At 66.4% G+C, this 12057-nt stretch carries 9 protein-coding genes and 1 pseudogene; 3 read left to right on the forward strand and 7 right to left on the reverse strand.

Annotated elements, in window-relative coordinates; all coding sequences use genetic code 11:
• Nucleotides 1-46: 46 nt before the first annotated feature.
• Together ABE423_RS15225 and ABE423_RS15230 are read left to right on the forward strand one after the other, a co-directional pair.
• Nucleotides 47-1003 (forward strand): annotated as a pseudogene (locus ABE423_RS15225) (hypothetical protein).
• The gene (locus tag ABE423_RS15230; RefSeq protein WP_125895435.1) at nucleotides 1000-1719 is read left to right on the forward strand and encodes a hypothetical protein; all 720 of its coding nucleotides are present in this window, start codon (nucleotides 1000-1002) and stop codon (nucleotides 1717-1719) included. The pseudogene ABE423_RS15225 and the gene ABE423_RS15230 overlap by 4 nt, the downstream one beginning before the upstream one ends.
• 83 nt (nucleotides 1720-1802) lie before the next feature.
• Here the strand turns inward: ABE423_RS15230 and ABE423_RS15235 are convergent, their stop codons facing one another.
• The 7 genes from ABE423_RS15235 to murJ all read right to left on the reverse strand — a co-directional run bounded on the left by ABE423_RS15235 (nucleotide 1803) and on the right by murJ (nucleotide 11507).
• Nucleotides 1803-2468 (reverse strand): lysoplasmalogenase, encoded by a 666-nt coding sequence (locus tag ABE423_RS15235; RefSeq protein WP_346486613.1) that lies wholly within the window; start codon nucleotides 2466-2468, stop codon nucleotides 1803-1805.
• Entirely contained in the window at nucleotides 2465-4348 is a 1884-nt protein-coding gene (locus ABE423_RS15240) for a peptidase M61 (protein ID WP_346486614.1), read from the reverse strand. Before ABE423_RS15240 ends, ABE423_RS15235 begins: the two co-directional genes overlap by 4 nt.
• 201 nt (nucleotides 4349-4549) lie before the next feature.
• Nucleotides 4550-5500, reverse strand: coding sequence for a 4-hydroxy-3-methylbut-2-enyl diphosphate reductase (ispH, locus tag ABE423_RS15245; RefSeq protein WP_049424359.1), 951 nt, complete (start codon nucleotides 5498-5500; stop codon nucleotides 4550-4552).
• A gap of 27 nt (nucleotides 5501-5527) precedes the next feature.
• Nucleotides 5528-6052: a signal peptidase II gene (gene lspA / locus ABE423_RS15250; protein ID WP_049424357.1), complete on the reverse strand. Its 525-nt coding sequence runs from the start codon at nucleotides 6050-6052 to the stop codon at nucleotides 5528-5530.
• Nucleotides 6052-8883: an isoleucine--tRNA ligase gene (gene ileS / locus ABE423_RS15255; RefSeq protein WP_293792946.1), complete on the reverse strand. Its 2832-nt coding sequence runs from the start codon at nucleotides 8881-8883 to the stop codon at nucleotides 6052-6054. Before ileS ends, lspA begins: the two co-directional genes overlap by 1 nt.
• On the reverse strand, nucleotides 8880-9827 hold the full coding sequence (locus ABE423_RS15260) for a bifunctional riboflavin kinase/FAD synthetase (protein ID WP_032127582.1): 948 nt from the start codon (nucleotides 9825-9827) through the stop codon (nucleotides 8880-8882). Before ABE423_RS15260 ends, ileS begins: the two co-directional genes overlap by 4 nt.
• 75 nt (nucleotides 9828-9902) lie before the next feature.
• Entirely contained in the window at nucleotides 9903-11507 is a 1605-nt protein-coding gene (gene murJ, locus ABE423_RS15265) for a murein biosynthesis integral membrane protein MurJ (RefSeq protein ID WP_125895443.1), read from the reverse strand.
• A 117-nt stretch (nucleotides 11508-11624) separates the two neighbouring features.
• Between murJ and rpsT the strand changes: the two genes are divergently transcribed.
• Complete coding sequence (rpsT, locus tag ABE423_RS15270; RefSeq protein ID WP_005408560.1) at nucleotides 11625-11894, forward strand: 30S ribosomal protein S20; 270 nt, start codon at nucleotides 11625-11627, stop codon at nucleotides 11892-11894.
• The last annotated feature ends 163 nt before the right edge of the window (nucleotides 11895-12057 follow it).

Here is a 12057-nt window from a genome sequence, read left to right on the forward strand (position 1 = left end):
AGCGTAGTAATCTACGCGCCCTGTTCCACCGCGGTCCACTTCCCCCATGAAAGCCTATCTCTGGTTCTGGGGCGCGTTCCTGCTGTTCTTCGCGTTGCCTTTTCCCTGCATTCTCTATTTCGGCACTTCGTGGCCGGTGGCGCTGGTCGACCGCAGCGCACCGTGGCTGGCACTGTTGCTGCTCGCACTGTCGATGGTCCTGTGGCTGACGCTGCTGTTCGCCTTCCTGCACTACCTGTTGCTGGGGCCGCCACGCGCACTGCACCGGGTGCAGTCGATCCTGGCCGACGGTGAACCGCGCAGTGCGCTGATCGAACAGGCCGAACAGACCGGCGTGCAGGTGCGTGGGTTCGCGCAATGGAAACTGCAGTTGTCCTTCAAGAACCTGTCCGGTACGCCGGTCCGCGAACAGATGCTGGTGGTCGACAGCAAACCCCAGCTGCATCGCTTCGAGGCCGGCAGGCACATTGATGCACGCCTGGGGCGGACACCCGGGGCATTCCCCAACATCGTGCTGGACGGTGCCCAGCCCGAACTGAATGTCGCCAGCCTGTGGCGGCGCGGCATCGGTGCAGCACTCGGCATCGCCATCGTTGCCGCTGCCTATGTGTGGGCCTACCAGCTGCAGAGCGAGGGGCTGGGCTGAACCTTCCTGTCGTTCGGTCACCCGCTGCTGGTGTGCCCGCTGGTGCTGTGTGGCTATGCGCTGGGCCTGCGCCTGCTCGGCCGCCTGCTGCACGCCGATGCCCGCGGCGATGCACTGAAGTATCGCGGCATCGGCGTGGAGGCCAGGGTGTTGAAGGTGCGTCAGACCGGCACCTACCTCAACGAACAGCCACAGGTGGAGTTCCAGCTGGAATACATCGATCGCGAAGGCAACATGCAGCAGGCCCGCGTGCGCCGCTTCATCCCGCTGATTGAACTGGCCAACATCCCGCGCGAGCATGTGACGCTGCTGTACGACCCGGATGACCGCAGCAACGTGCGCCTGGAGGGAGTATGAAACAGCCGCCCTCAACCCGCACCGTGTTCCTGGTACTGCTGCTGGTTCTGGCGGGCGTGGCCGTTGCCGGAGGCGCCCTGCAGACCATCAGCGAAACGCTGGGGCATTCGGTACAGCCGGACCGGTTGCCTGCCTCCGTCTCGTCCCAGTCGCCGCGCGAGCAATCCGCATCGCTTGTGCCGTCCCCAGCGCCCTTCCCCGCCGCGGGCACCGCTGGAGCGCCCGAGCGCAACAACCGTCTGTTCGATGCGGACTACCTGCTGGCTGCCCGTCAGGCACTGGAGCAGATGCCAGCGCTGGCCGGCCAGCGGCTGACGGTCTTCCACAGCATCCACTTCTACGACGATGGCCGCATCAACCTCGATCTGGTCGATCCGCAACAGCCGGGCCACGTCGACAGCTATCACTTTGAACGTGGCCAATGGCGCAAGGGCAATCCGGTGAACCCGCAGCAGTTTGCGCCGACCATCAGCCTGCAGCGCAGCAGCACATCCCTGGCCAGCATCGATTTCGAGGCTGTGCCGCGCGTGGCGCAGGCGCTGCAGGAACAGCGCAATGCGCTGCAGAACCCCGCATCTGAAGTCGGCCACGTCTACGTGATCGTGCGCAAAGCCGGCAAGCTGGTATGGCTGCCGGACGAAGTCGCCGGTGACCGCGAATCCGTGCGCCTGCAGTTCGATGCGCAGGGCGCCCTGCGCGGCGTGAGCCGCCGGTAGGCCACACAAAAAAGGGGACGGAGGGGATTAAGTCGTATGTGCCTTGGTGCGGTTTGCGACTTAATCCCCTCCGTCCCCTTTTTCTATTTCACCGAGCGCGCGATGGCGTACTGCGCGGCGTAGTACGTGGACAGCACCAGCAGGCTGGCCAGCGGCAGGCCACCGGCGAAGCGGTCCCAGGCCAACAGGGAATCGCTGGCGACGAACAGCACGGCACCGGCAGCGGCCCAACGGGCACTGGCGGCCTCCATGGCGTCAGGCTGCGGGCGGCGCCACTGCCGTGCCAGGGCCAGCACCGCCATCGATGCCAGCACCACCACGTACGCCAGCACCGGAATACGCATCGGTGCGGGCAGGTGCGGCCACAGGCCCAGCACGTTGAGCACGGCAAATGCACCGAGCAGGACGCTGGCGCCGACCAGCCCACGCCCGGCACGCAGGCCTCCGCGGAAGGCGATGATGTAGCAGACATGCGCCAACAGGAATGCGACCAGTCCCGGTACGAACGCATCCATCGGCAGCATCAGTGCGATATCGCCCACGCACGAGAGCAGCATGCCGGCCAGCACCGCGCGGCGGTAGAACGGCTGCACCGGATCATGCACGCCCCAGACGATGGCAGCGATCAGCAGCGTGGTGACCGGCTTGGCCAGCCAATGCAGCCAGCGCCCATCGCCGTCCAGGAACGCGCCGATGATGGCGAGGATCGCCATCAACAGGATCACGCCATCGCGGGCGCGCGGCTTCATCGTGCCTTCCACAGATCCGCCAGGCGGTCAGGCTTGCCGGTGATGCGCTCCAGCACCGGGTACTGCAGGCCACCGTGGTAGACGATGCTCATCGTTTCGATGCGGTCGAACTGCTTCACCAGCAACACGATCGGCGCCTTGTCCTTCGCCGCCGCAGCCACCGCGTCCTTCAGCCGCTGGCTGCTGTACTCGCGCCCACCAACCGCGATCACCTTCATGCCGGGTGCAAGACCGGCGTTGAAGGCAGGGCTGTCCCAGATCACGTCACCGACCGTGCCGTTGTCGAGCACGGTCGCGCCCAGCGAATAAGCCAGCAACGCCGCCTTGGCGCGCTTTTCCTGTGCCTTGTAGGCGTCGTTCGGGGTATCGCGGTAAACCAGCTTCCAACCTGCCAGCTCCAGGCCGCCGGTCAACGAACCGTGGCCATCCAGGCGGCCGCGCAGGAAGCTCGACCAGTCGTACGGCGCGATGCCGTTCAAGGTCGCGACCACATCGTCGAAGGTGTACGGATTGACGTCCCAGTCGCCATTGCCGACGCCGAAGAACGCACGCGCGAAGTCGTCCAGACTGCGACGGTTGCCACTCAGCTCGCGCAGCTTGCCTTCCACCTCCAGCCACAGCATCTGGCCGCCGGAGTAGTAGTCTTCGCTCATCTGGTAGTTGCGGTACGGAAGGGTGCGGCGCTGGGCGATGGTCGGGTCGTTGGTGGTGTCCTGCAGCGGCCGCCAGGCCAGGCCCGGGCGACCACGGTCATAGGTCGCGGCCACGTTGGCCAGCATGTCGCGCGCCTGTGTGGTCGACCACAGGCCCGAACGCGCCGCCAGCACCTGGCCCCAGAACTGGGTCTGGCCCTCGTACACCCACAGCAGGCTGTCGCCCATCGGCACGTTGAAGTTGGCGGTGGCCAGATCGGCGCCGCGACGGTACTTCCCGTTCCACGAATGGGTGTACTCATGCGGCAGCAGGTCGCGCATCCACGCGTTGCTGTCCCACTCTGTGAAGTAGCCTGGATCGGCACTGTTCTCGCTGGAACGGTGGTGTTCCAGACCAATGCCACCGAGGCGGTCGGTCAACGCCAGCAGGAACTCATAGTGGTTGTAATGGCGCGCGCCATAGAGCTTGTCGGCCTGCTGCACCAGCGCGCGGTGCATCGTGATCTGTGCCTCGCTCGGCTTCAACGACTTGGCCTCGTCGGCGAACACATTGAGGTGCACCGGCACCTTCGCACCCGGGTCGAGATCGATGCGCTGGTAGTGCTCGCCGGCGAACAACGGCGAATCGACCAGATGGTCATACGAGATCGGCTTGAACACCACGGTGTCACCGTCGCGTCGCGCGGTTTCCAGGGCAGTGGCGAACGACCAGCCCTTGGGCAGGGTCACGCTGGCCTGCGCCTGCAGGTTGCGCGCATCGACGCCGGCCGGATACAGCGAATTGGCGTTCCACTGCAGGTTGAGCATTTCCGGGGTCATCACCACCCGGCCCTGGCTGCCGCCCTGCGAGGACAGGAAATCGAAGTGGGCGACGATCTCGCTCACGCCCTCGGGCACGTTCACCTTGAACGCATAGACGTTGAACTGGTCGCGCTGCCAGGCCAGCGGCTTGCCGTTGGCGGTCACGCGCAGGCCGGCCAGCTTGTCGATCGGGCCGGTGGGCGAATGGTTGCCGGGAATCCACTGCGGGTACAGCAGGGTCATCGGGCCAGGCTTGGCCGGCACGGTGGCGGTCACCTTGAAGATGCGCCGGGCCAGATCGCGCGCGTCCACGTCGATGCGCAGCAGGCCGGGAGCCGCCGCGTTCGCCGGTGGCGAGGTCTGCGCCAGTGCAGGCGTGGCCGCCAGCGCGAACAGCAACGACATCGCCAAGGCTCGGGTCTTCATCGGACAGCTTCCAACAACGGAGAATCTTCCGATGCTAGGCCTGTAAAGTGCCCCGCCCCATGGCCAAAGGTCATGGGCGCGCGCCCATCCGTGCATGCCCAGAAGCGTGCGAACCAAGGTTCGCACCCACCTTGTGCTGGTTTGCAGCCACCAGAGCAGTTTCAGTAGATCCACGCCATGCGTGGATGAGGCGCTTCGCGGTCAGTCGACCAGGCGCAGGCGCAGTTCCTTCGGCAGCGCGAACACCATCGATTCCGGCTCACCATCCAGCTCGCCGACGCCGCTGGCGCCCAGCTCGGCCAGACGCGCCAGCACACCATCAACCAGCACCTGCGGCGCCGAGGCACCTGCGGTCACGCCGATGTGCTGCTTGCCAACCACCCACTGCGGGTCGATCTCGTGCGCGCCGTCGATCAGGTACGACTCCACGCCCTCACGACGGGCCAGCTCGCTCAAGCGGTTGGAATTGGAACTGTTCGGCGAGCCGACCACCAGCACCAGGTCGCAGCGCTTGGCCAGATCGCGCACGGCGTCCTGGCGGTTCTGCGTGGCGTAGCAGATGTCGTCGTTCTTCGGGCCCTGCATCGCCGGGAAGCGCTCACGCAACGCATCGATGATGCCGCGCGTATCGTCCACCGACAGCGTGGTCTGGGTGGTATAGGCGAAGTTTTCCGGCTGGTTGATGTGCAGCGTGGCAACCTGCTCGACATCCTCGACCAGATAGATCTGGCCGGTGCCGGCTTCGCGGTTCCACTGGCCCATGGTGCCCTCCACTTCCGGGTGACCGGCGTGGCCGATCAGCACCACGTCACGGCCGGCACGGCAGTGGCGGGCCACTTCGAAGTGGACCTTGGTCACCAGCGGACAGGTGGCGTCGAACACCTTCAGGCCACGACGCTCGGCCTCCTGGCGCACGGCCTGGGACACGCCATGCGCGCTGAAAATGACCGTGTTGTTGTCCGGCACTTCATCGAGTTCCTCGACGAAGATCGCACCGCGCTGCTTCAGGTCGTCGACCACGAAGCGGTTGTGCACCACTTCATGGCGGACGTAGATGGGCGCGCCCAGCGTTTCGATCGCGCGCTTGACGATCTCGATCGCACGATCGACGCCGGCACAGAATCCACGCGGGTTGGCGAGCAGCACATCCATCAGTTCAGTCTCCCGGCAGCGGCCGGCTTACGGTTTCGGATTGGCATTATCCGCCTTTTTGGCGGACTTGCCGTCGAACAGGCCAAACAGGGCGATGCCGATGGCACCCACCACGATGGCCGAATCGGCGATGTTGAACGAGGGCCAGGTGTAGCTGCCCACGTACCACTGGATGAAGTCGACCACATGGCCATGCACCTGGCGGTCGATCACGTTGCCGATCGCGCCGCCGATGATCAGCGCGTACGGCACCGCGGCCTTCCAGTTGCCGCGGGCAGTGCTACGCAGCCACCAGGCCATCAGGCCGCTGATGACGATCGCCAACACGGTGAAGAAGTGTTTCTGCCAGCCACCGGCGTCGCTCAGGAAACTGAACGCGGCACCAGTGTTGTAGGTGCGGTACCAGTTCCAGAAGCCGTCGATGACCACCACTGGCTGGAACTCCGGCAGGCTCGACAACACCCAGGCCTTGGACCACTGGTCCAGGCCGATGATGGCGGCCGACAGCAGCAGCCAGACCAGGGCGTTCGGATGCGGACGGGGCGCGGCCATCAGAACCAGCTCCGCACTTCACCGGCGCCGGTGATGTTGCTCACGCAGCGGCCGCACAGTTCCGGGTGGTCGGCGTTGCTGCCGACGTCGGCGCGGTGGTGCCAGCAGCGCACGCACTTGGCCTTGGTGGTCGGCTGGGCGCTGACGAACACCTCGTCGGTGGTCGCCGGGCGCACCTGCACGTCGCCACTGATGAACAGGAAACGCAGTTCATCGGCCAGCGGCTGCCACTTCGCGGCCTGCTCTTCGTTGGCGGCGATGGTGAGTTCCGCTTCCAGCGCGGCACCGATCGCGCCGTTGGCACGCATCGGCTCGAGCACCTTGGCCACCTGCTCGCGCACGGCCAGCAGCTGGTCGAAGTCGGCGGCGTTGAGCTGGGCATCGGCCGGCAGCGGCGCCAAGCCGTCGTACCAGGTGGTGAACAGCACATGGCCGGCATGCTCGCCCGGCAGATAGCCCCACAGCTCGTCAGCGGTGAAGGTCAGGATCGGCGCCACCCAGCGGGTGAACGCTTCGGCGATGTGGTACATCGCGCTCTGTGCCGAACGGCGACCGTGCGAATCGGTCGGCATCGTGTACAGGCGGTCCTTGGTCACGTCCAGGTACAGCGAGCCCAGGTCCACGCTGCAGAAGTTCAGCAGCAGCTGCACGATCTCGGCCATGTTGTAGCCGTCGTAGGCCGCCTTGATCTTCTCCTGCAACTCCCACGCGCGATGCACGATCCAGCGGTCCAGCGCGACCATCTGGTCGAGCGGCTGCAGGTGCTGGGCCGGATCGAAACCGTCCAGGTTGCCGAGCAGGAAGCGTGCGGTGTTGCGCAGGCGACGGTAGGCGTCGGCGTTGCGCTTGAGGATCTCCTGCGACAGCGACATCTCGTTGCTGTAGTCGGCCGAGGCGATCCACAGGCGCAGGATGTCCGCGCCCAGCTTGTTCATGATGTCCTGCGGCTCGATGCCGTTGCCCAGCGACTTGGACATCTTGCGGCCGTGCTCGTCCACGGTGAAGCCGTGGGTCAGGCACTGCTTGTACGGCGCGCGCTTGTCGATCGCCACGCCGGTCAGCAGCGAGGACTGGAACCAGCCGCGGTGCTGGTCCGAACCTTCCAGGTACAGGTCGGCCGGCTTGCCGAAGCCACGCGCGGCGAGCACGCCTTCATGGGTCACGCCCGAATCGAACCAGACGTCGAGGATGTCGGTGACCTTCTCGTAGTCGGCCGCTTCGGCGCCCAGCAGTTCGGCGGCATCCAGCGAGTACCACACGTCGATGCCCTCGGCTTCGACGCGGTCGGCCACCTGCTGCATCAGCTCCACCGAGCGCGGATGGATCTCGCCGGTCTGGCGGTGGGTGAACAGTGCGATCGGCACGCCCCAGGTGCGCTGGCGCGAGATGGTCCAGTCCGGACGACCGTCGACCATGCTCTGGATGCGCGCCTTGCCCCAGGTCGGGAACCAGCCGACGGTATCGATGGCGGCCAGCGCATCGTTGCGCAGGTTGGCCTTGTCCATCGAGATGAACCACTGCGGGGTGGCGCGGAACACCACCGGCGTCTTGTGGCGCCAGCAGTGCGGGTAGCTGTGGCGGATCGGGTGGAAGGCCAGCAGCGAACCGTTGTCGCGCAGCACGCCGACGATGGCCTCCTGCGCCTTCCACAGGTGCTGGCCAGCCAGCACCACGTCACCGGCCGGCGGGGTCGATTCCAGGTACACGCCACGGCCGTCGATCGGGGTCACCTGGCCGGCGTTGTACTTGTCCAGCAGGCCGTACTTCTGGCTGACCACGAAGTCTTCCTGGCCGTGGCCGGGGGCGGTGTGCACCGCACCGGTACCGTCCTCGTCGGAGACGTGCTCGCCGTTGAGCACCAGGATCTCGCGCTCCGGGTAGAACGGGTGCGCCAGCAGCTGGTTCTCCAGCGCGGCACCGGTGGTTTCACCGTGCAGCACCACGTTTTCGACGCCATAGCGCTGCAGCGCGCGCTCGGCCAGGGCCGCGGCCAGCACCAGCCAACGGCGCTTGCCGTTGTGCGCCGGGCCTTCGGCCAGCACGTAGTTGATCTCCGCGCCCAGCGACACCGCCAGCGAAGCCGGCAGCGTCCACGGGGTGGTGGTCCAGATCGGCACGGCCACTTCCACGTCAGCCGGCACGCTCACGCCGAACGCCTGGCCGATGGCCTGCGCATCGCGCGCGGCGTAGGCCACGTCGATCGCCGGCGATTCCTTTTCCTGGTATTCGATCTCGGCCTCGGCCAGCGCCGAGCCACAGTCGAAGCACCAGTACACCGGCTTGGCGCCACGCACCAGGTGGCCGTTGGCCACGACCTTTGCCAGCGCACGGATTTCGTTGGCTTCGAAGTCGAAGCTCAGGGTCTTGTACGGGTTGTCCCAGTCACCGGTCACGCCCAGGCGCTTGAAGTCCACGCGCTGGATGTTGATCTGCTCTTCGGCGAACTCGCGGCACTTCTGGCGGAATTCGACGGCGTCGAGCTTGGTGCCGACCTTGCCCCACTTCTTCTCGACCGCGATCTCGATCGGCAGGCCGTGGCAGTCCCAGCCCGGCACGTAGGGCGCGTCGAAGCCAGCCAGGTAGCGCGACTTGACGATGATGTCCTTCAGGATCTTGTTGACCGCGTGGCCGAGATGGATGCGGCCGTTGGCGTACGGCGGGCCGTCGTGCAGCACGAACAGCGGGCGGCCGGCGGCGTTGTCGCGCAGCTGCTGGTAGAGCCCCTGTTCTTCCCACCGCGCCAGAATGCCCGGCTCGCGCTTGGGCAGGTCGCCGCGCATCGGGAATTCGGTGGCTGGCAGGTTCAGGGTGGTCTTGTAGTCCTGGCTCACGCAGTGGCTCGCAATCTATGTTCGGAAAGGATGGCGCGCGCCTGTTCGGCATCGCGGTGCATCTGGTCGGTCAGTGCCGCCAGATCATTGAATTTCTCTTCGTCGCGCAGCTTGGCGACGAACTCCACGTCGATGTGGCGCCCGTACAGGTCGCCCTGGAAATCGAACAGATGGGCTTCCAGCAACGGCTCCACGCCGTCCACGGTCGGCCGCGTGCCGAAGCTGGACACCGACGGCCACGGCTGGTCGAACACGCCGTGCACCCAGGTCGCGTAGATGCCCGACAGCGCCGGGGTCTTCGGGAAACGCAGGTTGGCGGTGGGGAAGCCCAGCGTGCGGCCGAGCTGGCGCCCACGCACCACCCGCCCGCTGATCGCGTAGGGACGGCCGAGCAGATCGCCGGCACGGGCGAAATCGCCGTCCTGCAGCAGCTGGCGGATGCGGGTGCTGGAGATGCGCTCGCCGTGCAGATCGACCGCTTCGATCTCGCCGGCGCTGAAGCCGAGCTCGGCGCCGAGCTGCTGCAGCAGGGCCAGGTCGCCGCGGCGGCGGTTGCCGAAGCAGAACTCCGGCCCGATCCAGACCTCACGCGCACTCAGGCGATTGACCAGCAACTGGCGCACGAAGGTCTCGGCCGGCATCGCCGCCATCGCCGCGTCGAAACGCAGCAGGCCGATCGCATCGACACCCAGCTCGCGCAGGATCTCGACCTTGCTGCGCGCCAGGGTCAGCCGCGGCGGCGGCGTGCCCTGGGCGAAGAATTCACGCGGCAGCGGCTCGAACGCCACGGCCACCGCGGCCACGCCCAAGGCGCGCGCGCGGGCAACCGCGTGGCGGACCAGCGCACGATGGCCCAGGTGGAGGCCGTCGAATGCACCGATACAGACCACGCTTCCGTTGGGGAACAGCTCCCCGCCCTCGACGCTTCTGAACAGCCTGCTCATCAACTCTCGTTCCGGCCCGACCGGGGCCGCTGCTTCAATGGTGTAACCCTGAAGTATAGCCGCCACGGGCCGCGATCAATGCCCACGCAGGTCGCGCGGGCGGAAGCCCATCGCCAGCATGGCCACCGCATAGGTCGCGCCACCGCCGCCGACCAGCAGCATCAGGCCACCGATACGGTGCCATTTGTCCATGACGGTGAAGTCGGGAACCCAATGCAGCAGGGCCAACAGCACGCCGACCATGGCCGCACAGGCCAGCAGCAGCCGCACCAGATAGCCGCCCCAGCCCGGCCGGCGCTGGTAGACATCGGTCTTGCCCAGCCAGTACCAGAGCAGGCCCAGGTTCAGGTAACTGGACAGTGCGCTGGCGATGCCCAGCGCCAGGTGCAGGCCCGGCTGCTTGCCGATGGCCGCCATCACGCCCTGCGCCTTCAGCTCGTCCGGCACCATGACCTGGTACAGCACGGCCAGCAGGGCGAAGTTGAACACCATGTTGGCCACCAGCGCGGCCACACCGGCACGGACCGGGGTCTTGGTGTCCTGGCGGGCATAGAACGCCGGCAGCACCACCTTCAGCAGGGCGAACGCCGGCAGGCCGAAACTCAGGCCGTACACCGACAGCGCGGTCATGCGGGTATCGAAGGCGGTGAACTGGCGGTACTGGAACAGAGTGGCGATCAGCGGCTCGGCCAGCAGCAGCAAGCCCAGCATGGCCGGCACCGAGATCAGCAGGGTCATCCGCAGGCCCCAGTCCAGCGAGCGCGAGAAACCCTCGCGGTCGGTGCTGACGTGATGGCGGGCCAGCGCCGGCAGGATCACCGTGCCCAGCGCCACGCCGAACACACCCAGCGGCAGCTCCAGGAAGCGATCGGCCAGCGACAGCCACGACTGCGAGCCGTCGGTCAGCTTGGCCGCGATGAGGGTATCCAGCAGCAGGTTGATCTGCGCCACCGACGAACCGAACAGGGTCGGCACCATCAGCGTCAGCACCTTGCGCACGCCCGGATGGCGCCAGCCCCAGCGCGGCAGGGTCAGCAGGTTGATGCCCTTCAGCGAGGGCAGCTGGAACAGCAGCTGCAGGATGCCGGCGGCGAGTACCGCCCAGCCCAGCGCCAGGATCTGTTTTTCCGGGGTGCCGCCCAGCTGCGGCGCCAGCCATAGCGCACCGGCGATCATGCACAGGTTGAGGATGACCGGGGTCAGCGCCGGCATCGCGAAACGCTGGAAGCTGTTCAGCGCGCCACCGGCCAGCGCGGTCAACGAGACGAACAACAGGAACGGGAAGGTCAGGCGGAACAGGTCGACCAGCAGGGTCTGCTTGACCGGGTCGGTATCAGCACCACTCGAGAATGCGACCGCCAGCTGCGGCGCGAAGATCAGCGCCAGCGCGGTAACCAGCATCAGCACCCCACCCAGGGTGCCGGCGGTGCGGGCCATCAGTTCACGCAGCTCGGCATGGCTGCGGGTTTCCTTCACTTCCGTGAACACCGGCACGAAAGCGGTGGCGAAAGAGCCTTCGGCGAACAACCGGCGCAGGAAATTGGGTACCCTGAAGGCAACCCAGAACGCATCGGTAACCGCATTGGTGCCGAACGTGGTGGTGATCACCTGGTCACGGACAAGTCCGAGCACCCGCGAGACCATGGTCATGCTGCTGAACGACAGCAGGCCTCGCAACATCTTCGGTGAACTCACTCAGCGTCCCTCTTGACAATCGACTTGACGTGCATTTCTCGGGCCATCATACTAGCTAGCTTGCTGTTCCCATAACACCGATTTTTTCAGGAAACCACCACCGTGGCCAATATCAAGTCCGCCAAGAAGCGCGCCAAGCAGACCGTCGTGCGCAACGCGCGCAACGTGGCTCAGCGCTCGATGCTGCGCACCGCTGTCAAGAAAGTGATCAAGGCGCTGGACGCCAACGATGCCGCCGGCGCCGAAGCCGCCTTCGCCGTTGCCCAGCCGATCCTGGATCGCTTCAGCGCGCGTGGCCTGATCCACAAGAACAAGGCTGCTCGCCACAAGAGCCGCCTGAACGACCGCATCAAGGCCCTCAAGGCCGCCTGATCCGGCGTTGCCGCCCTGCCCCTTCGGGTAGGGCAGCAGACAAGAACCCGGCCCCGGCCGGGTTTTTTGTTGCCTGCGATCCACGCGATCCGGTAGTGGCGGGGGGGGGGGGGCGCCCCCCCCCCACCAGCGACCCCCCCCCCCCCCCCCCCCGCCAACAGAA

Origin of the sequence: Stenotrophomonas sp. TWI1409, assembly GCF_039673015.1 — a bacterium.
Lineage (GTDB): Bacteria > Pseudomonadota > Gammaproteobacteria > Xanthomonadales > Xanthomonadaceae > Stenotrophomonas > Stenotrophomonas maltophilia_A.